The sequence below is a fragment of the Gramella sp. AN32 genome (assembly GCF_023718305.1).
Lineage (GTDB): Bacteria > Bacteroidota > Bacteroidia > Flavobacteriales > Flavobacteriaceae > Christiangramia > Christiangramia antarctica.
In genome coordinates this window covers 76,283-99,421 of record NZ_QEYO01000007.1, presented here as the reverse complement: position 1 = coordinate 99,421, position 23,139 = coordinate 76,283, and the positions used below count along the sequence as shown (strand labels likewise).

The following is a 23,139-nucleotide window of genomic DNA, read 5'->3' as shown; positions in this document are numbered from 1 at the left end:
GATCTATTTTTTTAATTGGTGTTGTTTCATTATGGCTTCCAATTTGTTAAACCTATCGTCCCACAATTTTCGAAATGGCTCAATAAAGTCTGCTATCTCTTTTATCTTTTGAGGATTAAGTAGATAGTATATTTCTCGTCCTTCCTGCTCCTTTTCTAGCAGTTCGCACTCCGTTAAGATTTGTATGTGTTTGGATATAGTTTGTCTAGAAGAATCAAAATTCTCGGCAATGGCACCAGGTGTCATTGCTTGAAGGGCAACTAAAGTAATAATTGCCCTGCGCGTTGGATCCGCTAATGCTTGAAATGGGTCTCTTCTTAATTCCATTATGCAGTTATTTGACTGCTAATATATGTGCAATCATTTAACTGCGCAAATTTTTTAGCTAAAAGTCAAGATACTTTTTGTGTGTAGTGCAATTAGAATTAGTCCGAAAGCTACTTTTGATTCCTTTAAAAAATAATCCAAAACACTAAAACAATGGATAGTATATTAATTTGGGTTGGACTTTTTTCTACCCTTTTTTACATTTTATCATTAAATTTATTAAAGAAGTATTTATTGGAATCCAGTTCAAGTGCGAATTAGTAGTAATCCAATTCTGGTATAAGAGATAGATCAAACTAATTTTTAACAATCTCGGGTTCAGCTTCTTGGGGCTCCCCTAGTGTGTATTTTTTAGTAAATTCGAGCATGTAGGTAATTGCTTTTCGGGATTTGTTCAGGCTGCCCGCTGCTCGTAATTTCCGCATTATAGGTGCGCTATCTATATCATCCAGCATATCGGGCACAACGTTCAACAAACTATCTACGCGCGTCTCGATGTTTTCAGCTAGCGCATCTTCCAGTTCCGCAGGTATTTCAATTTCTGCTTCCACTAAACTGTCGTATACGTAAAGGTTATTGTATATATCAAAAGTATAAGCTGAAAATTCGTCTATACTTTTAACCTTACTGAGCTTTTTGGGAGGGATAATTCTTTCTTTATCAGATTCTTGTGCTCTGCAGTCATATCCGGATAAGAAGATTCCAAAGCAGAGTATCAGTATTAGTATTTTAAAGTTTGATTTCATAATGTGAAAGTTTTAATGATTACTAATAATATGATTAAAGGACGAACGGGCGGGGAAATCGATATCTGGCTCCTATGGTATCCTTACTTATTCTTACCTCTTCAGTTTAATGCCTAATTACAATTCACTATAGCTTACATTTTTGAATTTACCATTGGTTACGGTATATGTATTTCCTGAATACAGGTCTTCTCCTGAAAAGCTAAATTCCCCCGAGATTGTTTTAGCTTCGGTGTCAATTGCAGTTAATTTAAAACTATCACCACTGCCTATTTTTGAACTAGCAAGAACTTTTATCTCTTCATTTCTTACTTCACTATACGAACCAGTATAGGCCCTCACCGTACCATTTGCCAGCCACACTGTTCCTGCTTCAATGTCATCGGTATTAGAACCAACCAGTCCCAATGCTATAATATTCCTGTCACTACCGGAGTTGTTTAGGGATACCAAAGCAGTAATATTGAATAGATAGAAATTTTCAGAACCGCCCGCCTCGGGTTGTAAAAGGCCCCCAGTAGAGCCTGGAGGCGCCTCAAAACTTTCACCATTTACCAAGGCAGTAGTTTCGCCGTTACCTAATTCGCCTTCGATCTGGTTGGGGTTGTCGTCATTTGTATCACAGGAGAAGTGAAAAAATAAAAAGATGGCTATTATAAATATGCTCATGTAGGACGGTTGTCTTCTATTTTTCATAATTTAAAATATTAAAAGAGTTCGATTTTGAATAGTTATAGATTTTTCATTTGCTAATTATTGGCATAGCTATTTTTAGCATATTCGTTGGCGATTTTCCGGTTGGCTGGTCTACAGGTAGTTGGGAAGTCGAAGAAATACAGGCAATCTGGCATTCCTTTAGCATTAAAGGTAAGCGTAACCGTACCTCTTTTTTTTCCACCAAACCCAGAGAAGGTATACGTTCCCTTGATCTTGCTCGGCCTACCTAGGGCATCTGTGCTTAAGATATTTATATCATGGACACTACCCTTTTGAAAGCGGTTAAAATTCCACTGCAGGGAATTTTGATATACCAGGTCTTCAAGGAGTTGTTGTGCATTTTGATTTTCGGAAATTTCAACCTTGTTAGATTTTCTTTCCGCAATCAATGCCTCCAATCGTTTAGGTTGCTCATTAAGTGCATACCGTCTTAGGTTTTCCTGAAACCTTTTTAGACCAGGGCTATCACAAGCGTTCATCCTAAGAAGGTTTGTCATATCTGTATAAACGGCTTTCATTTCACCCGTAGTCTTGGCAATGGCGCCAAATCCACCATCTGGTGACATTAATGAAAGTGTATTGCCTAACTGAAAATTACTCAATACCTGCATAGCAGCAAACATTTCGGGCGTGGTAAACAGATCTGTTCCAACAGTTCGATAGTTGATACAAGTTCGGCTGATTTCCATACCGTAGCCATTCTTGGTAATCTGGTATGTTTCGCATTCCTGTTTTGTTAATTCGATCTTATCTTTCGGAAGGCTGCCAGGACAATATTTAGCATAGGTAGTGACGTACATATTGAACAAGGTGCCAAACAACATTTCCTCCCGTTTAAAAGGAACTGCTTCAAAATTGCCTAAAAAAATGTCGGTTAACTCTACTTCATAATTCAGGCCTTGGGTATTAAATTCTATGAAAGAAGGAAATTGACTATTCTCATGAACAATAAGTTCTGTATTCTTTATATCTCCCAGCTTATCTGCCATATCAGATGTTTTTCTCTCCTTTATAACGGCCAGGGCTATCAACATTATAATGGCTAAAAGTAGAAATGCCGATTTGCTTATTTTTTTCATTGTACCAGCTTTTAGATTATACGGTATAAATAGGCAAACTGGGAGTAAGAAACTTAGAAGTAGGTAAAACAGTAACCCTAAAATAGGCATCAAAAATGCGTCTCCAAACCTGAAATGAGTAAGTGTTTGGGCAGGTTTAGTATCTGTATAATTTTTATGAATAGCTGAAAGGAATAGTCAGCCCCTGTGGTTTTTATCTGTTTTATAAACAAATCCAGTTTATCGCACTTCCTAAGTATAACGGGACAGTTGCTAAATAAGCCTGAACGCTCACTAATTTCTGCTAACCAGAAGAAATCTAACAATCTAAATTTAGGCAAATTATTAATAATATTGAGGAGTCCAGAAACCTAATAACGGGGCGCAACCGAAAAGCCTTACGAGTAGGAAAACTAAAATTTATATGATGCTTTCAAAATTCAAACTATTCGCCCTTATTGTTTTAGCCGGTATTTTATCTGTTTCCTGTTCGGTGAGGTTGGTTGATTTTACGGCCATTAGTTCAAAAAATGTAAACTTGAATGTAAATACTTCCGAAGGTGTAAAGACTGAAGGATCGAAGTCCTATGTTTTTGGGTTCGGTTTTAATATAAAAGATGCCCTTGACCTTGCACTGGAAAATGCCGGACCTGAGTATGATATGCTGATGGACGGAGTGGTGCGTTATTCCAATTACTTTTTTGTTGCCACGGTAGAGGTAGAAGGCACCGCCTATAACTCCAGGAATATACGAACTACTATGACCAAAGCGGAATATAAAAACTGGTTGATCAACAGTGAGAGCCTATATGTAAAAAATGAGAACATTCTTAAAGGTATTGAAGAGAATTAAAACATAGGGGGGATTTTAGGTAATTTTTTGCTAAAAATAAATTCTGGAAATCTGGTGAAATGTAGGCTCTTAGTGGTAATAATTGGTAAGGAATTTTAAGAATTCTTCTTTTTTTCTGGTAGATACATCAACCGAAGCACCATCTTCCATAACCACATATCCGCCTTTGCCCTTATAATATTTTTTGATATGGATAAGGTTGATTAAATGCGAATGGTGAATCCTGAAAAAATTGGATCCAACCAGCATCTCATCAAAAACCTTTAGAGTTTTGGCAACGGTAAGCTTTGTTCCATTTTTATGGAAGATATGAGTATAATTGCCATCAGCTTCCAATCTTAAAACCTCCTGAAGTGTCAGGAATTCGTAACCTTCTTGGGTAGGAATGCTAATTTTTTTCGTTGCCTGGTTGCTTCTTAGATTGTGCATCAACACCTCCATTTTTTTGTCAAAATAATTTTTGGACAATCTGGAGGTGTACTTATTAATGGCCACTTTAAAATTTTCTTTGTCGATGGGCTTTAGTAAATAATCCAGGGCACTGAATTTAAAAGCTTCTATGGCATACTGGTCATAAGCTGTGGTGAAGACTACATCAAAATCTGGCTGGTCCCATTGTGCCAAATAATCAAAGCCGGTTTGAGTACCAATCTGAACGTCTAAAAAAACGAGGTCTGGATGGTGTTTTTTGGTTTCACTAATTGCCTCTTCCACGGTTTGCGCTTTTGCCGTTAGCTGAAATTCTGATCCACATGTTCTTAGGAGACCTTCTATCCGGTCAATGCAGTGTTTTTCATCGTCTATTATCAATGTGTTTATCATAGTTAAAATGCTATTTCCAGGGGCAGGCTTACCTCTACACGTACTCCTTGTGGCTTATCGATAAAATTTACGTTACCCTTACTGTTTTTTACTTGATTAATTATATTTACTCGATTTTGGGTGATATTTATGCCTTTTACTTCAGATTCTTTTCTAAGTGTATTTATGGTATTTGCCCTCCCTTGACCATTGTCTTCCACAGAACAGACCAACATCTTATCCCTCTCTTTTACTTCGATTTTTATATGGCCTTTCCCCTTCATTTGCGAGATTCCGTGCCAGATACTATTTTCTACAAAGGGTTGTAGGATACAGGGTGGAATAAGGGTTCTATGTATGTCTATCCCCGGATCTACTTCAATGCTAGAAGTAAATTTGTTATTGAGCCTTTTGGTTTCTATTTCCAGGTAGAGCCGTAATAATTCTAAGTCATCTTCCAGCAGGACTTCCTTTTTTTCGGAATTGACGAGCGTTTTACGCATTAAGTCTGCAAATTTTGTAAGATAATCCCCCGCTTGTTCCTTATCGTTTTTATCTATAAAATGATTAATGGAATTCAAGGCGTTAAAGATGAAGTGGGGGTTCATCTGTGCCCTTAGTGCCTTCAACTCGGTATCGCATACTTTGGTATCAAATTCAGCGCGTTCTTGCCGGGCTACGGCATCCCTTTTCCTTTTTAATAAGAATAAAGTCAAAATACCCGCTGCCAAAAGGCCACTACCCCCAATGATTACGGTGTTTTTTATATATTTTTGTTTGTAAATCTCTGCTTGGGCAATGGCCTCCTGTTTTGCATGGGTTGTCTCCAGCGCAGTTTCTTTTTTCTCATATTCATGTTGGGCTTCAAGACGCGCAATTTCTGCTTCGCTTCCCGTGGAGGTAATACTATCTTTTAACTGGCTACTTTTTGCCTTTGCTTCATAGGCGGCCTGGTAATCGTTTAGCTGTGCATGGATCTTGGACAAATGGCCCAAAATTCTTTCTTCGGTATTTATAGTAGCCGCTTCCTGGGAATTAAGAAGAGCTTTATTGAACTGTTCTTTTGCATTTTGCAAGAAGTTCTTTGCGTTTTTTTCTTCGTACAAATTCAGGTATGCCTCCCCCATATTTTCTTGTGCAATGGAAAGGTTTGCTTTGTTGCCCAGTTCTTCGTAAACAGAAGATGCACTACTAAGGTTTTTTATTGCTTCCAGATTTTTTCCTAGGGGAATGAGTACGACCCCTATGTTGGTAAGGGCATTCGCCTTCCCTAATTTGTTGCCAACCTCTTCTTGCAGGTCATAGGATTCTTGGTATAATTTTAATGCCTTAAGGGGTTTACCTAGATAATCCAGAGTGTTTGCCAAATTAGAAAGCGCATCAGCCTCAAGTTGTTTATGCCCTAACCGCCTAAAGCTGGCCAAGGCCTGTTCATGGTAATCCAGGGATTTTTTATAATCTTTTAACCTGGCATATAATAGACCTAAGTTACTAATGATTTGGGCATATTCAATACTTTTTGTTGCACCTATGGACTCATACAATTTAATAGCCTTTAAGTAGTTTTGAAGGGCTGCAGAATAGTTAGCTTCATACATTAAATTGATACTGATACTATTGAGCATTTTCCCCATCAATAGTGTATCTTTTGAACCTTTAAAAAGCTGAAAGGCCAAACGATAGTTTTTTGTGGATTTTGTATATTCAGATTGGTTATAATATACCAGCCCCTGTGAGTAAAGGGTTCTTGCCCATTGCGTGCTATCCCTGCTTTCTTTAAAGATATTAATGGCCGTGGTATACATTTTAATAGCTTCTTCGTTCAAACCCAGCACCGTGAAGTTTTGGCTTTTACGTTTAAATGCCGTAGCGATTTGCGGCTTATTCTTTATGGCTTTTGCAACATCAAGTGCTTCTTCCGCAAATTTAAGTCCCTGCACCGCATCGCAGGTGGAATGGTAATATGAAAGTTCATTAAGATAGTGTGCTTTCAGGGAGTCACTTATTTGCCCTTTGAGTAAATTTTGAATGGAGTCTATTTCTGCCTGTTGGGAAGATGCATCCTGAAGGTAAAATATAAATATCAAAAGTAACCCTATTCTCATAATGGTGGTTGTTTTTAAAGATAGAGAGCAGGGTGTATCTATCTCTAATATAGGTATTTAATCATTATGGGTCAACTGTAGTAGATGAAATGTATTTATTATGGATCAATAACATTCTGCTGAATAGTCTAGACATTAAAATTCATGATTATGCCTAATGGGTTTCCAAAGCAAACCCATGTCGCCCTTCTTGTTCCTTCCCTTAATAAAATGAACATAGTTTCTACACCTTTTTTAGCTGTGAGGCTTAATAACTTCGGTAAGATCTTGGAGTAAAGCTTCTGCAGTTTCGAGGGTTAGACCACCTGCCAATACGATTTCACGGCTGCCTTGACGCGTCCTCATCGTAAGCAAATAGGAACGCTGAGCCATTTTTCCGCCGAGGAATTTTCCTAATAGGGCAGATGTTGATTTGCCACCAAATACCATCCCGGTCCATGGATCGATGGAGAGACTAGACCCCACTTCTTCTTCCCCTCTTCTACTGCCTTTGCGGATATAAAATCCGGCAATTTCAGGAAAGCCCCAGGAATTTTTCCCATCAGCAAGTTCTTTGTCTGAAATTGTTAGCTGCGCCGGCCTGCGATAGCGTGCGCCAATCAATAAAAAGAATAGAAAGACGGGAATAAAAATCCAAATGAGGTATGCAACTGTCCCGGGATGACCGGAAGCCGTATCGATTTGAAAGATCCAGTTGCCGATTAAGTATAATATTAAACAAATTAATATGAGGGTCCATGATGGTCTTGCCGGGCTAATATCAAATACAGAATTGCCTGAATTATTGCGGCGTGTAAATTTGGCCTTACGCGTGTTGATAAGCGTGATAAACCAGAAAATTAATCCAAATCGCTTGGCAAGATAGAATCCACCTGCCAAAAGTGCCAAAAAAATGAGTGTGCCAAGTGCCATAATCTATTTTGTAAAGTTAACAATAGATGTTCCAAATTAATGGGTTAGAATGCATGTATTACTACCTCTAAAAATATGCAAAAAACATGAAATAATAATGTAATATTCAATAAATCAGCACGTTGTATAATTTTATTTTTTTACTCTTTAGCGTAGATTTAGAATTCGAAGTATGATAAAATTTTATCTCAAAAGCTCTAGTTCGAAAGATGAATTTTTTGCCGAAAATATGGCCGGAAAACTCAAATTTTATTTACTTATCCAGTCTTCTCTAAATGTTTACAGAAGTAAAACCTATGTTCGAACAATTTAAGATTGAGGAGATTTTCCCTGAGTGGTTATATTTTAAAGGACATATTAGACTATGCTAATGAGTTGTCTTTCCAATCTTCGACAGGCTTCATTTTCTTACCTTTTATAGTTGTTGGACTCAAAATATACCCAATAAAGGGTATTTACTACCGTAGTTAACAATATTACTTTAGCTTAATAAATTATTTATTATGAAAAAGTTCCTGTTTTTACTGACGTTGGTATTTTTTATCACTGCCTGCGAAACAGAAGAAGAGCCTGTAATTGAGAGAGAAGAAGTGGCGGAAGAGACAGAAGAGCCTGCGGAGGAGGAAAATCAACAAGCTGAAACCTTAGATTTAGGGACAGTCAAAACCCAGGAAATTATTAGGTTTAGTAGTGATAAATTGATTGCACAACAGTATCAAGTAACGTTGGATGGGCAGGCAATTACTATTGAAAAATTCAATGCTATTGAATATATTTTAGTAATTCCTGGAGTCACCAGTTTAGGTAAACAGGAAATAAAAATTTCAGAAATAGATAACTTTGTACTATCTGTAAATATTTTAGAAACTACAATTACGAATAGTGCGGAAGATGCTTTAAAACCATTCTTTGATAATATTTTAGCTTTTGAAGAATCGGTAAATCCAGCCTCTGAAAAGGGCACTAACGTCTTGTCTATTCTTGAAGCTTTCAAAAAAAACTACGCGACATTATCTAACGACGATAAATTGCAGTTGGCAAAATTATATACAGCCAATAAATCGTTTATAGATGATACAATTTTGGATGACTATGAGCGGATTAACCACGATCAGCTGGCGATTGTTGGGAAATATATTTTATCTGTAACCACATTTTCTGCTGCTACCGTGGCAGCTACCATCGACCCAGAACTAATCTCCAAATCAGGATTGGTAACCATCGCCGCTATCGCACTTTATAAGTCCTATGATTACAAAGATCAGTTATCTGCATCTACGTTGAAAAAAGTGGATATAGCTATCAATTCTATTGAATCTTCGCTATCTACGCAGAATGAAGATAATATATTGGAGTTATATAATAATGAGAATGAGGTTTTTCCATTTGAAACCAGAGAAAGATCTATTATAAGTTCAGATAAGAATGACTCGAACAAGAATTTGAAAGATTTCTTCGGAAGTTTTTTAACGTTCAACACAGTATTGGAAAAGCTGAACAGTGCTATTCAATTTGTAAACGATGAAATTTGGTTTTCAAATGTGTCCTTGTTCGAAAGAGATTTCTTTCCTGATTCAGCACAGGTTGAAAATATACCTGCGGACCAGACAATCTTTTATGCTTCAAAATTTACCATTAGTGATTCCCGGGTTAATTTGAACAATGTTAGCTTTAGCGATGGTCACATATTGATTAATGCAAGTTATGCAGATCAAAATTCTACAGATAATTACCTGGATACCTTTTTAGAATTCACCTATACTGATGAATTTAATGAATTGGAGGGGAAATATCCTATAAGGCTTCATAAAAATTATAATTATAAAATTCAGTTTATAGAAAATCCAAACTATGGCGCAATAGTACCGGTGGAAACACTTAGTAATGGAGACTCATATACAATTCCAAATTTCGTATGGCATCACTATCGATTGTTATTAGATAATGAACCGGTACTGGTAGATAATGGAAGTGAATGGTCAAGAGTTTTACTGGGGGATGTACCCAAAACTGGTGATACTATTACCATGAATAAATTTCCAATTTACCTCAGAGATGCAACTAACAATAGAGTAATCACTATAAATCTTGATTTAACCTTAGTCAACGAAGCATATAAAAAAATTGTAAACAACTCATTTACAATGCAATTGGGTCTTTATGGAGTGCCATTTGGGGCAGTATCTATAATTAAATTTAATGATAATGGAACTTATTCTACTTATTTAGATGGAAGTTTGATACGTGAAGGAAATTATAGTTTTACACCACAAATTAATAATTATTATTGGCAAGACTGCCAGGATTATGAGTTTAAAGGCAGGGGCATTGCTGCCATACACCTTACTATGCAATCTTCACCTTCATATATGATGTTTTTTGACGACGGTCAGATATTAGCTAATAGTACTTATGGATGTTATAATAATTATATGACCTATCATTATAATAAAAATTGAGAAAATCTTAATTTTAAAGACCTTTAAGGGTTTGAAATGTTAGGTAATTAGTCCAGTATCGGCAATTTATAATGTGCAAAAGGGCTCGTTTCTTTCATTAAAGCTTCAATTTCTTTAGATTTTCGAGGCGCATCTACAGATAGGTTTACCGGTCCATCTTCGGTGATTAAAATATCATCTTCTATCCTTACGGCAATTCCCCACCATTTTTCATCACAGGCACTTCCTTCCGGAATATAAATGCCTGGTTCTACCGTAATGACCATATTAGGTTCAAGAATACCGTAAAGTCCGGCATCATGGACATCAAGTCCAATATAATGGGAAGTTCCGTGCGGGAAGTAGCGATGCTTTTCTTCAGCATTTTCAATAATTCCTAATTCAGCCAGGCCTTCATTAATCACTTGTGAAGTTGCTGCATGTGTGCCTTGTATTTCGGAGCCAGCAGTTGCTGCAGCAATCCCGGCTTCCTGTGCCTGATAAACCAGGTCATAGATTTGCTTTTGCTCCGAAGAAAATTTTCCATTTGCCGGGATAGTCCTGGTAACATCAGCAGTATAGCCATGATATTCGGCTCCTAAATCCATCAAAACCAGATCATTTTCCACCTTTGTTTTAGAATTTTCTATATAATGCAAAACGCAGCCGTTGGAACCGGCACCTACAATAGATGGATAACCTTCATATTCGCTACCATACTTTTTATATACATATTCGTGAATTCCCTGAATTTCGGTTTCAGACATTCCCGGGTGCATTGCTTTCATGATCTCCCGTTGACCCTGCGCGGAAATTTTAACCGCTTTAGTCAACAATTTCAATTCTTTCGGAGTTTTAACCTGACGCAATTTTGCCATAATTTTTTCTGAAGTGCCCGTTTCAATCCTGGAAATTTTCGCTTGTACTTCCCCGCCCTGGTTTAGTTCAATATTATTGACGTTTTTATTAGAAACTTGCTTTGGTGAACTTTTGCCATAGTTTGTTTGTTTCTTAAAATGCTCAATAAGACTGGCCAAATCTGCTGGATCCCGCGTGTCGCGATAATCGTCATGGAATGTGGTGATTAAAACCTGATCGTAGGCATTAAAATCGATTTTATTCTCTAAAAATTCTTTTCCATTAAATACATTCTCAAAACCTAATTCATCATGAGCACCTTCAGTTCCTAAACGTCTTCCTGTCCACATTTCAGCTCTCTCATTTTTTTCCTGAACATAAAACAATTCATTATAGTCCGCATTCTCCCCTTTTTGATCTTCAGAAAAAATAACCAAAACGGCATGGGGTTCTTTGTAGCCGGTTAGATAATAAAAGTTTGGATCCTGATGATAAACATATTCTACATCATTTGCGCGATTTCTCACGGGATTGGCAAAAAACACCGCAACAGAATTAGTGGGCATTTCACTTCTATAGGCATCGCGGCGGCTCTTGTGGAATTCTGATGAGAGATAGTCGGTTGGGATTCCTTCCTGGGCAAAAATGGAGGTAAAAAAAAGAAGGAGCAGGCAGTTAAGTATGGACTTCATAATCTCAAAGTTTAATCAACAATTTATGAATTAGATTTTAATAGCCAATAAATTTTAAAATGACTTGATCGCTTTTGGTAATTATGGTTTTATCCAAAATAATTTTTCTAATTTCTCCTGTATTCCTATTGATATCTTAAAAATTTTAAGATATCTTTAGATTTCCTTTGGAATTTTTGAAATATGCAATTCGAATTCTAAGGATTTTCATTCTTACATCCATACTTAATGGCGAAAAAATATATCGGTATTGATATTGGCGGAACAAAGATTCATTTAGGAATTGTTTCCGGAAGTCAATTATTAAAAGAAATTCAATTTCCCACACCTGCACATTTACCTGAAAAAGAAATTATTGATCAACTTTGTAAGGAGATCGATACCATTTTTGCTGAAGATATAGCAGGATTTGGGATTGGTGTTCCCGGCCTGGTTGATGAAAATAGCGGGATTATCTATGATCTCTGGAATATTCCTTCCTGGAAAGAAGTGGCCTTAAAAGATTTTCTTGAAAAGAAATATGATCGCCCGGTTAAAATTACCAACGATGCAAACACGTTTGCTTTAGGTGAAAAATACTATGGCAAAGGCCAAAATTATAAAAATCTTGTTACGGTAAGTTTGGGGACCGGGTTTGGAACCGGAATTATTGCCAACCACCAGCTTTATTCCGGAACACTTTCCGGGGCAGGTGAACTTGGTGACATTCCCTATTTAGATAAAACGATTGAAGATTATTGTAGTGGTAAATTCTTTTCAACGGTTTATTCAGAAGATGGAAAAAGCCTTTTTCAAAAAGCTGAGGCTGGTGATGAAAAAGCGCTCAAAATCTTCGAAGATTTTGGGAATCATGTTGGAAATGCTTTTAAAGTAATCTTATATACCCTGGCTCCTGAAGCTATATTCATAGGAGGTTCCATTAGCCGCTCCTTTCCCTATTTTGAAAAATCCATGTGGGAGGCAGTGCATACCTTTCCTTTTAAAAAGATCATAGAAAACCTTATTATTGAGGTTTCAGAAATTGATAATATTGCACTCCTTGGTGCAGTAAGCCTATTCGAAAATTCAAAAATCAAAGAATATTAAAACATTGCCATGAATCAAACCAAAACCATTCAGCCGCCATCGAATGTAAACAGATCGATCATCATCATTGGAGCGCTATTTTTTATTTTCGGCTTTGTCACCTGGCTTAATTCGCTTTTAATTCCATATCTCGAGATTGCCTGTGAATTAACCACTTTTCAGGCATTTTTTGTCACTTTCGCCTTCTACATTGCTTATGTAGTAATGGCGCCTGTTTCCAGCCGTACATTGAAGAAATTTGGATTTAAAAAAGGAATGGCGCTGGCTTTGGTGCTTATGGCTTTTGGAGCTTTTCTGTTTATTCCTGCGGCATATTCCAGAACGTACATCATATTTCTTATAGGACTGTTTATTATTGGTAGCGGATTGGCAATTTTGCAAACGGCTTCCAATCCTTATGTCACCATCGTGGGGCCTGCGGAAAGCGCGGCCAAACGAATCAGCATCATGGGAATTTGTAATAAAGTTGCCGGGGCTTTGGCGCCAATCATTATTGGCTTTTTTCTTCAGCTGGATAAGGCAGACGCTTTAAGATCTGAAATTGCCAATCTAACGGCTTCAGAACGAACTGCGGAACTGGATGCGATGGCTTTAAGGGTAATCCCGCCTTATATTGGGATTATCATCGTTCTTTTAATTTTAGCATTTTGGGTTTATAAATCATCCCTCCCGGAAGTTGATACCGATGAGGAAGATGAAAGTCTAAGTGCTGTCAATAAAGGGAAAAACAGTGTCTTCGATTTCCCTCATGTGATTTTAGGAGTAATTACTTTGTTTTTATACGTGGGTGTTGAGGTAATTTCTGCAGATAGTATTATTAGTTATGGTGCATCCCAGGGAATTCCCCTTACCACCGCGAAATATTTTGCTACCGGGACGATGTTCGCCATGATCGCGGGTTATATCATAGGAATTATCACGATCCCAAAATATATAAAACAAGAAAATGCTTTAAAATTATCAGCGATCGTAGGAATTGTCTTTTCCCTCCTGGCAATTTTTACCAGTGGCTATGTTTCACTGGGATTTATAGCCCTTCTTGGTTTAGCGAACGCCTTGATGTGGCCGGCAATCTGGCCTATGGCTCTGGCAGATGTGGGTAGGTTTACGAAAGCCGCATCCTCTTTATTGGTAATGGGAATTGCGGGAGGTGCAATTGTTCCCCTGGCCTATGGCGCGTTTGCAGATTCGTGGAACGCCCAGTCTGCATATTGGGTGTTGATCCCATGCTACCTGTTTATTCTATACTATGCGATCGCAGGACATAAAATTCGAAGATCATGAGACCTTATATTTTAGCTGAAAATAACTGGAAATCTATAAAAGAAATGGAAATTGAAGTTGCCGTGCTCACCTGGGGCGCGACTGAAGCTCACAATTACCATCTTCCCTATGCAACAGATAATTATCAAATTGAAGCAATTGCGGCAAGAGCAGGCGAATTAGCTTATGAACAGGACGCGAAATTTGTCATTCTCCCAAATATTCCTTTTGGTGTAAATACAGGTCAGGCAGATATAAGATTGGATATTAATTTGAATCCTACAACTCAGTTTGCCATTTTATCAGACATTATTGAGGTTTTGAACCGACAGGAAATTTTTAAGCTCATTATTTTTAATGGTCACGGCGGCAATGATTTCAAACCAATCCTTCGTGAATTGGGCCTGAAATTCCCTAAAATGTTCCTGATCACGACCAATTTTTTTCAAACCGTGGATAAGTCTCAATTTTTTGAAAAGAAAGGTGACCATGCCGATGAAATGGAAACCAGTTTGATGATGCACTTGAAGCCGGAATTGGTCCTCCCTTTAAATGAAGCCGGGGATGGTGCTGAGAATAAATCAAAAATAACCGGGATCAAAGAGGGTTGGGCCTGGTCTGAAAGACAATGGTCTTTGGTCACGAAAGATACCGGAGTGGGAGATCCCAAATTAGCCACGGCAGAAAAGGGCAGGCAATTTTTTGAAGCTACCGCTATGCAACTAGCGGGTTTGATCAAAGAAGTTTCAGATATAACTATTGAAAAACGTTACGAGAATACTTAAAATTTTCTCCTTATAATTTTTAGCATATGAGCACAATTAAAAGAATTTTTCAGTTAGCTGCAGTTTTTATTTTCCTGATTTTTGGATGTAAAAGTACCGGGACTATTTCTGGAGATGTTGCATTAGTTGAAATCCCGGCAATTATCCCAGCGCCTACAGAAGCCAACTGGGGTTCCGGCCAGTTTATCATTCCTGAAAACAATACGATCTGTTATAATTCCGGGGCAAAAATTTCTGCAGAATGGCTTCAGCATTTATTACAGGCAGCAAAAATAAATTCAGAAGTGACCAGTGGCGATACTTGTGGAAACTGGAATATTATTCTGGATAGTTCACTGCAAGATCTGGGGGAAGAGGGTTATGCTTTAAGTATTACCAATACCGGGGTTTCCCTAAAAAGTGCTACGGAAACAGGACTCTTTTACGGGATCCAGACCTTGAGACAATTTATGCCAGCGGGCGTGGAAAATGCTTCAGCAGAAAAAGTTCCTGCACTTAGAAATGTTGAAATTAAGGATTCGCCTAAATATAGCTGGCGCGGAAGTATGGTAGATATGGCCAGAAGTTTTTTTGGTATAGACTATTTAAAAAGGCACGTAGATAGAATGGCACTTTACAAGCTAAACCGTTTGCATTTGCATTTGACCGATGACCAGGGTTGGAGAATTGAAATAAAAAGCAAACCAAAACTGACCGAAATTGGAGGAAAAAGCGCTGTAAAAGATGGAAATTCCGGTTTTATCACCCAGGAAGAATATATAGAATTACAGGATTATGCCCTGGCCAGAAATATTGTGATTATTCCGGAAGTGGATATGCCGGGTCACGTATATGCTGCTTTGGTTTCTTATCCTGAATTGAATTGTGCTGAAAACTCAAATATTAACCCTAAAAAAGCAACCCCTCCAGATTTGTATTCGGGCTATGAAGTAGGCTGGAGCCGGTTTTGTTTAGAAGATGAGAAAACCTATGATTTTGTATCTGAAATAGTAGGGGAGCTGGCTAAAATCACCAAAGGGCCCTGGATACATTTGGGAGGTGACGAGATCGAAGATCCACGCTACGAAGAATTCGTGGTAAAAGCTGATTCTATTGTGCGGCATTATGGTAAAACCAGTATTGGTTGGGAAGAAGTGACCAAGGCGGAAGTTGACGGATCTTTAATTAGCCAGAATTGGAATGGAAAAACTAAAAGTATTGTAGATGTAAAAATTATTGAATCTATATGCTCCAATTTCTACCTGGATCACGCCAATTTTCCAGGGCAGGAGAATACGTTGAACTGGTGCAAACCTGATGGGGTGAGCATCAAAAATGTGTATGATTTTAAAACTAATAATCCCAATGTTATAGGTGTGGAAGCACCTGTTTGGACAGAGCATGTTACAAATGATGCTATGATGGATGATCGTTTTTGGCCAAGATTAGCAGCAGTCGCTGAAATTGGCTGGTCTCAGGATTCGAACCGTAATTTTGAAGATTTCATAACCCGACTTAAAAAACACGAAAACCGATTGAGAAATATGGGGATCAGGTTTCATCCAAGCCCTGAAATTGACTGGGTTACGAAATCAAAAGTGATGGTTGATCCTGGAAATGTCTACGCAGGTTTTGAAGTAAAAAATTAACTATTATTCCTCAAATTTCCAGCGAACGAAGGCTTCCATAGCTTCGTAATTTGCCAGGCCAAGTTGATGGTAATTCACGGCAGTTTCCCGATTTCTTTCCGCAGCGCGTACCCAAAATTCACGTTCATCATCCCCGGGGAAAACAGGCCTGTCTTTTTGTGATTGATGCTGAAAAATAGCATTTCTTTTACGCGTCACTTCATGAGGGGATAAAGGCACGGCCATTTCAATTTCGTGAGTTTCAAATTCATCCCAGGCTCCCCGGTACATCCAAAGCCAGCAATCCTTAGTCCAATTTTCGGTCTTTCGTAGTCTTTTCATAGCTTCCAGGATAATATGAAAACATACGATATGGGTGCCATGGGGATCGTCAAAATCTCCTGCGGCGAAAACCTGATGGGGTTGAATTTTCTGAAGCAGAGCCATGGTTTGCTTAATATCTTCCTCTTTAATTGGGTTTTTTATCTTTTTACCGGTTTCATAAAAGGGCAGTGCCATAAAATGAATATGCTTGTCCTCTAAGCCGGCATACCGAGCGCCAGCATAGGCTTCAGATTTTCTAATAAAAGCCTTTACATTTTTGATTTCGGTAAGGTCGATTTGATTGGGTTGTTTTGTTTTCAGGAATGCACGCATATTTTGATATACTTTTTCCAGATGTTCAGTTTCTTCCCCAATACTCTTATTAAAATCTATGGTGAATTCAACATATCTTAAGACATCTGTGTCCCAAACTGCTGTATTTCCGGAGGTTTGATAAGCTACATGTACTTCATGTCCCTGGTCCACCAGTCGAATAAAAGTTCCCCCCATAGAAATAACGTCATCATCTGGATGTGGAGCAAAGATCAGGCTGCGTTTATGAGATGGTTCGGCTCGTTCAGGTCTTTGGGAATCATCTGCTTCTGGTTTACCTCCCGGCCAGCCTGTTATACTGTGTTGTAATTGATTAAATACATCAATATTAATATCATAGACCGGTCCCTGTTCCGTAACCAGTTGAGCCATCCCATTATTATTGTAATCTTCGTCGGTAAGTTTAAGAACTGGTTTATTTACTTCCGAAGAGAGCCAGATAACTGCTTTTTTTATCATTTTTTTTGTCCAGACACAATCCTTAACCAACCAGGGTGTGTTAAAACGGGTCAATTCTGAAGCTGCCTCTTCATCCAGAATAAAGGTGACGTTATCTGAAAGTTGCAGGTAAGTGGCAGGTACATTTCCGGAAATTTCGCCTTCAACCGCTTTTTTAATGATGGAAGCTTTTTTCTTGCTCCAGGCCATTAGAATGATTTCTTTTGCTTTGAAAATTGTACCAACGCCCATGGTAATAGCCTTGGTAGGAACATTTTCTTTTCCCCCAAAATCCCTGGAGGCATCACGCCGTGTAAGATCATCGAGGGTAACAAGTCTGGTTCCGGAATTTGGTGCGGAACCCGGTTCGTTGAAACCTATGTGACCGGTACGGCCAATTCCCAGAATTTGAAGGTCCAATCCTCCTACAGATTCAATTTTATTTTCATAGGCAAGGCAATAATCTGCAATTTTGTCTTTATCTAAAGTCCCATCGGGAATATGGATGTTTTCCCTTTTTATATCAATATGATTAAACAAATGCTCGTCCATAAACGCGACATAACTTTGTCTTGAATCTGGCTGCATAGGATAATATTCGTCGAGGTTAAAAGTGATTACATTTTTAAAGCTTAAACCTTGTTCCTGGTACATTTTCACCAAATTGTTATAAACTTCAATTGGCGTAGCTCCGGTCGCGAGGCCTAAAACCGCATACTCTCCTTTTGCCTGTTTTTTCTGAATAATATTAGCGATATTCTGAGCAACTTTTAAAGCAGCTTCATCTTCCGAAGCAAAAACTTTTACAGGTAATTTCTCAAATCGAGTTTCTTCTAAGAGATTTAATCGAGCCATAATCTTTTAATTTGTTTCAATATTTTCCAGCGCTAGCTGACTTTTTATCACATTACTAACCACGGCAACCGTAGAGCCCAGGGAACTTGAATTTTTCCCAAGATTGGACAGGCTTATTTTTGTTCTTTCTTTTAGCTGAATCATACAATAGGTATTAATAGACTGCTGAATAGGCGTGGTTATGAATTTTTTGGCTTCGGCAATCTTACCTTCTAAAATGATCAATTCGGGGTTAAAGATTTGAATAAGTATGGCGATTCCTTTTCCCATATTGATCCCCACTTCAGAAATTAAATTAATCGCAAACTGATCGCCGCGATTGGCGGCTTCAATGATGATATCAGGGTTCAATTGCTCCAGATCTTTCCCAATCATATCCTGAAGTAGTGAAGTTTCCCCATTTTTTAAACCCTTTTTAGCATTATTTACCAGAGCTAGCCCGGAAGCAATAGTTTCAAGACAGCCCCTTTTACCACAATGGCAAAGTTCGCCATCTTCGATCATGGGGATATGACCAAATTCGCCAGCAAAGCCTGAAGCTCCAGTTAGCATTTTGCCATTCATCACGATTCCCAAACCTACACCCCAATCCATCGAAATAACCAGCACTTCTTTTATATCTTTGGCTAATCCAAATTTCACTTCAGCAAGACAGGCACTTTTCGCGTCATTTAAGATATATACAGGCTTATTAAACCTCTTTTTTAGGACAGCTTGTAAAGATTCAGATTCCTGTTCCGTTAGAAAATAAGTAAAGTTCTTACCTTCTTTTGAAGAAACAAGACCGGGCATACTTATACCAATTCCTAATAGGCTGGTTGTATCGATTTTGGATGCTTGTATTAGAAGATTAGCGTTTTCGAAAAGGAAGTTTACAATATCTACATCACCTGTGATTTTGGATGCAATATTTTCTTCGTAAACAGTGGCATTAGTATTATCTATTAAAGCAAGACGAATGTTGAACCTGTCTATATGTATACTTAATACGTAAAAGGTTTTATTTTTTAGGGCATAGAGATCTGGTCTCCTCCCTCCAAAAGATTCGCCTCTTCCGTTTTTCTCTATAATACCTTCTTGAGCCATTTGGGTAAGAAGGGACATAGATGTGGGCAAACTAAAGCTGAAGGCGGTACATATTTCTGCATTAGAACTCGCTCCATTAAGATATAAATGCTTGAGGATACGCAATTTTTGAAAGTGTTTTTTTCTTTCTACATGCGAACTCTGGTGTAGATCTTTATTAAGAATAAATTCTTCTAATACGTTAGACATAATTTATTTTTTCAACAAAAAAGGTTAAAGAAATCAAAATTCCAGTTACAAAACTATATTAAAAATAAAGATAAAAAACTTTTGTAAAAAATTTTATAATTAAAGTAAAGATTTACAAAACGAAAATTAATATCTAGAAATGGGCTAAATAAAACAAAATAATAATTATATAAATCTGAAATACAGCAAATTAAATTTTAAAGTCTTTTCCACAAAAATTGAATTTATTCAATATTATTATAAAAAAATCAAACTTTTTTAAAGGTTTAATTAGCAGAAAATTGAATTTTAGAAGCACTAATCGATGAAATACATTAAAAAGTTTTTTGTTTAGAAAATAAAGTCCTCATTATGAAAAAAATAAGGTAACAGACTGAACTTGAAAAATATTATTATTAATTTTATTACGATAACGATTGAGTTATTAAGAAAAATTTATACATTTATCATTGACCTGTTAACTAATTAACCTTTAAAATCAATTTTATGAATGTGAAGATTATTACCATTCCCGTGAAACACTCTCGGGGTAAGGGCAAAAAGATCCTCCTATGCATATGCATGTTATCAATGTTTTTCGTTGGAGGAAACCCGGATGTTTTTGCAGCCTCATCAGCTGAGATCATTCTGCAGCAATCCGTAAGTGGGACTGTAGTAGACCAGAATGGAATGCCGCTCCCGGGAGTGAATGTTTTCGTGAAGGGAACAAACACAGGAACCCAAACAGATTTCGATGGAAATTATAGTCTGGATGTGCCGACCGATCAAACCCTGGTATTTAGTTATGTAGGATATGTAACCCAGGAAATCGTTATTACCAATCAAACTTCATTGAATGTTACCATGGATGAAGATGCAAGCCAGTTGGATGAAATTGTGGTTTTAGGATATACCGCCCAAACAAGAGCTGATATTACGGGCTCTGTATCTTCTGTAGATATGTCTGAAGCTACAAAAGCACCCATCGTAAATGCTGCTGAAGCTTTGGAAGGCCGGGTGACTGGTGTTACGGTAATCAATAGTGGGGCTCCGGGAGCATCTCCAATTGTAAGGATTCGTGGTTTTGGTACCAGTAATAATAACAATCCATTATATATTATTGATGGAGTGCAAACCGATGATCCTTCTATCTTAAATAACCTAAACTCTAATGATATAGCACAAATGAACGTGCTTAAAGATGGTGCTGCAGCCATATACGGGGCAAGGGCGTCAAACGGCGTAGTGATTATTACAACGAAAGGCGGTGGATACAATATGTCTAAGCCAACAATTTCAGTAGACACATATGTTGGTTTCAGTAGGGCTACAAATTTGCCTGATCTGTTAAATGCCCAGCAACATGGTGAAATGATTTTTGAAAGTTTAAGAAATGATGGTGTTACTGTTTCACATCCACAATATGGAAGTGGTGCGCAACCAGTGGTTCCCTCGATGCTTCAGGGTATTCCTGTAGATGTAACTGTAGAGCAGCCTAACGGAACAGATTGGCTGGATGAAGTTTTCAGAAATGCTCCTACATTCAATGCTTCCGTAGGATTACAGAATGGTAATGAATTTGGAAAATATTTATTATCTGTTAACTATTTAAAACGTGAAGGTATTCAGCAGGAAACAGGATTTGAAAGAGCAACAACCCGCTTGAATTCAGAATTTAAGATTGGGGATAGGCTAAGAGTGGGAGAACACTTGAATGCTTCATTTTCAAATACACGAGGAGGTAATGTAACTGACCTGGCTCTGAGAATGAGTCCATTAATACCGGTATACGCAGATAATGGGGACTTTGCAGGAACTTACGTTGCTTCAGCAGGTCTTTCAAACCCAACCAACCCGGTTGCAGACCTTAAAAGAGCCTCAGATAATTATAATAAATCTTTAAGGTTATTTGGTGACGTGTATGCCGTGTTGGAAATTATTGACCAATTAAGCGTAAAAACTTCCATTGGAGCGGATATCCAGTCTTTCAACAACCGAAATTTTTTACCTGTAAATCCGGAACATTCGGAGGCAAGATCTACAAATACTTTATCTGAACAAGATTTCAATAATTATCAATGGATTTGGACCAATACCGTGAATTATAACGATACTTTCGGCGATCACAGTATCAATGCTGTAGCCGGTATTGAAGCTTTATCATCACGGAATAAAGGAAAACAAATCAGTAGAACGGGTTACTTATTTGAAACTCCCGATTTTTATTTATTGGAAAATGGTTCAGGAGCAGCAATCGTAGATTATGCGTATGATGGAACCTCCACGTTATATTCCTTATTTGGAACAGCCAATTATAATTTTGCCGGAAAATATTTTCTTACCGCGACAGTGAGACGTGATGAATCATCTAGATTTTTAGGAGATAATAAAAGTGATATCTTTCCTTCTTTTAGTGCGGGATGGGTAGTAAGTGAAGAAGATTTTTTCAACTCTTCTTTTATGAGCTTTCTAAAAATAAAAGCCTCATGGGGTCAGGTGGGTAACCAAACTTTACCAGTTGGAAATCCTACGATCAATATTAATGGGTTGAATGAATCTCTAGCCAATTATGCATTTAATGGTAGTGGATCTATTACCACAGGTGCAATTCTAAGTGCTGTAGGGAACCCCAATTTGAAATGGGAAACGAGTGTTACTAAAAACCTTGGTTTCGATTTTGGATTCTTCGAAGACAAATTAGATGCCAGTTTGGAATTTTTCCAGATCGATACAGAAGATTTAATTACCCAGGATAACAGTCTTATTAGTACTACGGCAATCGATGCAGCCGCACCGTTTGTCAACTTGGGTTCTGTGAGGAATACGGGTGTGGATTTTAGCCTTGGATACAATCATGTTACAGATACTGACTTTTCTTATGGATTTAATCTCAATTTATCGCATTATAAAAATGAGGTGATTGACTTAATAAGTGATTTTCAGCCAGGTTTTGGAGGATTCAGAGGAGGCGCAGTTACAAGAACCGAAGTTGGAAGGCCTTTATCTTCTTTTTATGGAAGGGAAGTTATCGGAATATTCCAAAGTGCTGAAGAAGTTTCGAGTGCTCCAAGCCAGGGATTTGAAAATCCTGAAGATGGGGTAGGCCGCTTTAGATATGCAAATATTGACGGCAATAATGTGATTGATGATAATGACAGGACCTATATAGGCTCTCCACATCCAGATTTTACGTATGGTTTAAACCTGACCGCAGGCTACAAAGGATTTGACCTTTCCGCATTTTTTGCTGGTTCACAGGGGAATGATGTTTATAACTACGAGAAAATTTATACCGATTTTCCAACATTTTTTAACGGAAATAGAAGTGTAAGAGTTCTTGATTCATGGTCTGAAACCAATACGAGCGCTAGTTTACCGGCTTTAAGTCAAACTATTAGAAATGGGGAAACCAATCCAAATTCGTATTTTGTAGAAGATGGTTCGTATTTTAGAATGAAGAACCTTCAGGTTGGGTATAATTTTTCTGAAGGTGTGGCAGATAGATTAAGGGTTCAGGATCTAAGATTATATATTCAGGGTACCAACCTGTTTACCATTACCGGATATGATGGGTTTGATCCTGAAATTAGTTCAACCTATAATGGAAATGCATTAACCTTAGGGGTAGACGATAATGTTTATCCAATCGCCAAGGTATTTACTTTAGGAGTTAATATAAAACTATAA

17 protein-coding genes are annotated in these 23,139 nt (G+C 37.7%); 7 read left to right on the top strand and 10 right to left on the bottom strand.

Annotated elements, in window-relative coordinates; translation table 11 throughout:
* Positions 1-3: 3 nt before the first annotated feature.
* The 4 genes from DHD80_RS09815 to DHD80_RS09800 form a co-directional block, all read right to left on the bottom strand.
* Positions 4-327: a metalloregulator ArsR/SmtB family transcription factor gene (locus DHD80_RS09815; RefSeq protein ID WP_251740993.1), complete on the bottom strand. Its 324-nt coding sequence runs from the start codon at positions 325-327 to the stop codon at positions 4-6.
* Between the two features lie 296 nt (positions 328-623).
* The gene (locus tag DHD80_RS09810; protein WP_251740992.1) at positions 624-1,073 is read right to left on the bottom strand and encodes a hypothetical protein; all 450 of its coding nucleotides are present in this window, start codon (positions 1,071-1,073) and stop codon (positions 624-626) included.
* A 117-nt stretch (positions 1,074-1,190) separates the two neighbouring features.
* The gene (locus tag DHD80_RS09805; protein ID WP_251740991.1) at positions 1,191-1,769 is read right to left on the bottom strand and encodes a DUF6252 family protein; all 579 of its coding nucleotides are present in this window, start codon (positions 1,767-1,769) and stop codon (positions 1,191-1,193) included.
* Between the two features lie 53 nt (positions 1,770-1,822).
* Positions 1,823-2,869, bottom strand: a complete 1,047-nt coding sequence (locus DHD80_RS09800) for a hypothetical protein (RefSeq protein WP_251740990.1) — start codon at positions 2,867-2,869, stop codon at positions 1,823-1,825.
* 403 nt (positions 2,870-3,272) lie between these two features.
* Between DHD80_RS09800 and DHD80_RS09795 the strand changes: the two genes are divergently transcribed.
* Entirely contained in the window at positions 3,273-3,701 is a 429-nt protein-coding gene (locus DHD80_RS09795; protein ID WP_251740989.1) for a hypothetical protein, read from the top strand.
* Between the two features lie 69 nt (positions 3,702-3,770).
* On the opposite strand, the gene DHD80_RS09790 is transcribed toward DHD80_RS09795, so the two are convergent.
* The 3 genes from DHD80_RS09790 to DHD80_RS09780 form a co-directional block, all read right to left on the bottom strand.
* Positions 3,771-4,523: a LytTR family DNA-binding domain-containing protein gene (locus DHD80_RS09790; protein ID WP_251740988.1), complete on the bottom strand. Its 753-nt coding sequence runs from the start codon at positions 4,521-4,523 to the stop codon at positions 3,771-3,773.
* Positions 4,524-4,525: 2 nt separating this feature from the next.
* Positions 4,526-6,607, bottom strand: coding sequence for a tetratricopeptide repeat protein (locus DHD80_RS09785; RefSeq protein ID WP_251740987.1), 2,082 nt, complete (start codon positions 6,605-6,607; stop codon positions 4,526-4,528).
* A 234-nt stretch (positions 6,608-6,841) separates the two neighbouring features.
* Positions 6,842-7,519 carry a hypothetical protein gene (locus DHD80_RS09780; protein WP_251740986.1) on the bottom strand — a complete coding sequence of 226 codons (678 nt, stop codon included), beginning with the start codon at positions 7,517-7,519 and terminating at the stop codon, positions 6,842-6,844.
* A gap of 503 nt (positions 7,520-8,022) precedes the next feature.
* Here DHD80_RS09780 and DHD80_RS09775 point away from each other — a divergent pair.
* Positions 8,023-9,978, top strand: coding sequence for a hypothetical protein (locus DHD80_RS09775; RefSeq protein WP_251740985.1), 1,956 nt, complete (start codon positions 8,023-8,025; stop codon positions 9,976-9,978).
* Positions 9,979-10,025: 47 nt separating this feature from the next.
* Here the strand turns inward: DHD80_RS09775 and DHD80_RS09770 are convergent, their stop codons facing one another.
* On the bottom strand, positions 10,026-11,507 hold the full coding sequence (locus tag DHD80_RS09770; protein ID WP_251740984.1) for an aminopeptidase P N-terminal domain-containing protein: 1,482 nt from the start codon (positions 11,505-11,507) through the stop codon (positions 10,026-10,028).
* 228 nt (positions 11,508-11,735) lie between these two features.
* Here DHD80_RS09770 and DHD80_RS09765 point away from each other — a divergent pair, with 228 nt between their 5' ends.
* Genes DHD80_RS09765 through DHD80_RS09750 form a run of 4 tightly spaced genes read left to right on the top strand, consistent with a single transcriptional unit; the run spans position 11,736 to position 16,269 of the window.
* A complete protein-coding gene (locus tag DHD80_RS09765) occupies positions 11,736-12,593 on the top strand; it encodes an ROK family protein (RefSeq protein ID WP_251740983.1) in 858 nt (285 codons plus the stop codon).
* 9 nt (positions 12,594-12,602) lie between these two features.
* On the top strand, positions 12,603-13,877 hold the full coding sequence (locus DHD80_RS09760) for a sugar MFS transporter (protein ID WP_251740982.1): 1,275 nt from the start codon (positions 12,603-12,605) through the stop codon (positions 13,875-13,877).
* Positions 13,874-14,641, top strand: coding sequence for a creatininase family protein (locus tag DHD80_RS09755; protein ID WP_251740981.1), 768 nt, complete (start codon positions 13,874-13,876; stop codon positions 14,639-14,641). The genes DHD80_RS09760 and DHD80_RS09755 overlap by 4 nt, the downstream gene beginning before the upstream one ends.
* A 26-nt stretch (positions 14,642-14,667) precedes the next feature.
* Positions 14,668-16,269 carry a beta-N-acetylhexosaminidase gene (locus DHD80_RS09750; RefSeq protein WP_251740980.1) on the top strand — a complete coding sequence of 534 codons (1,602 nt, stop codon included), beginning with the start codon at positions 14,668-14,670 and terminating at the stop codon, positions 16,267-16,269.
* Positions 16,270-16,272: 3 nt separating this feature from the next.
* On the opposite strand, the gene nagB is transcribed toward DHD80_RS09750, so the two are convergent.
* A complete protein-coding gene (gene nagB, locus DHD80_RS09745; protein ID WP_251740979.1) occupies positions 16,273-18,198 on the bottom strand; it encodes a glucosamine-6-phosphate deaminase in 1,926 nt (641 codons plus the stop codon).
* 6 nt (positions 18,199-18,204) lie between these two features.
* Positions 18,205-19,473, bottom strand: a complete 1,269-nt coding sequence (locus tag DHD80_RS09740) for an ROK family protein (RefSeq protein WP_251740978.1) — start codon at positions 19,471-19,473, stop codon at positions 18,205-18,207.
* Between the two features lie 486 nt (positions 19,474-19,959).
* Here DHD80_RS09740 and DHD80_RS09735 point away from each other — a divergent pair, with 486 nt between their 5' ends.
* Positions 19,960-23,139, top strand: coding sequence for a TonB-dependent receptor (locus DHD80_RS09735; RefSeq protein ID WP_251740977.1), 3,180 nt, complete (start codon positions 19,960-19,962; stop codon positions 23,137-23,139).

Bases quoted from the DNA above. Each gene is read 5' to 3' on its own strand.
- DHD80_RS09815 (WP_251740993.1), bottom strand. From the start codon at position 327: ATGGAATTAAGAAGAGACCCATTTCAAGCATTAGCGGATCCAACGCGC.
- DHD80_RS09810 (WP_251740992.1), bottom strand. From the start codon at position 1,073: ATGAAATCAAACTTTAAAATACTAATACTGATACTCTGCTTTGGAATC.
- DHD80_RS09805 (WP_251740991.1), bottom strand. From the start codon at position 1,769: ATGAAAAATAGAAGACAACCGTCCTACATGAGCATATTTATAATAGCC.
- DHD80_RS09800 (WP_251740990.1), bottom strand. From the start codon at position 2,869: ATGAAAAAAATAAGCAAATCGGCATTTCTACTTTTAGCCATTATAATG.
- DHD80_RS09795 (WP_251740989.1), top strand. From the start codon at position 3,273: ATGATGCTTTCAAAATTCAAACTATTCGCCCTTATTGTTTTAGCCGGT.
- DHD80_RS09790 (WP_251740988.1), bottom strand. From the start codon at position 4,523: ATGATAAACACATTGATAATAGACGATGAAAAACACTGCATTGACCGG.
- DHD80_RS09785 (WP_251740987.1), bottom strand. From the start codon at position 6,607: ATGAGAATAGGGTTACTTTTGATATTTATATTTTACCTTCAGGATGCA.
- DHD80_RS09780 (WP_251740986.1), bottom strand. From the start codon at position 7,519: ATGGCACTTGGCACACTCATTTTTTTGGCACTTTTGGCAGGTGGATTC.
- DHD80_RS09775 (WP_251740985.1), top strand. From the start codon at position 8,023: ATGAAAAAGTTCCTGTTTTTACTGACGTTGGTATTTTTTATCACTGCC.
- DHD80_RS09770 (WP_251740984.1), bottom strand. From the start codon at position 11,507: ATGAAGTCCATACTTAACTGCCTGCTCCTTCTTTTTTTTACCTCCATT.
- DHD80_RS09765 (WP_251740983.1), top strand. From the start codon at position 11,736: ATGGCGAAAAAATATATCGGTATTGATATTGGCGGAACAAAGATTCAT.
- DHD80_RS09760 (WP_251740982.1), top strand. From the start codon at position 12,603: ATGAATCAAACCAAAACCATTCAGCCGCCATCGAATGTAAACAGATCG.
- DHD80_RS09755 (WP_251740981.1), top strand. From the start codon at position 13,874: ATGAGACCTTATATTTTAGCTGAAAATAACTGGAAATCTATAAAAGAA.
- DHD80_RS09750 (WP_251740980.1), top strand. From the start codon at position 14,668: ATGAGCACAATTAAAAGAATTTTTCAGTTAGCTGCAGTTTTTATTTTC.
- nagB (WP_251740979.1), bottom strand. From the start codon at position 18,198: ATGGCTCGATTAAATCTCTTAGAAGAAACTCGATTTGAGAAATTACCT.
- DHD80_RS09740 (WP_251740978.1), bottom strand. From the start codon at position 19,473: ATGTCTAACGTATTAGAAGAATTTATTCTTAATAAAGATCTACACCAG.
- DHD80_RS09735 (WP_251740977.1), top strand. From the start codon at position 19,960: ATGAATGTGAAGATTATTACCATTCCCGTGAAACACTCTCGGGGTAAG.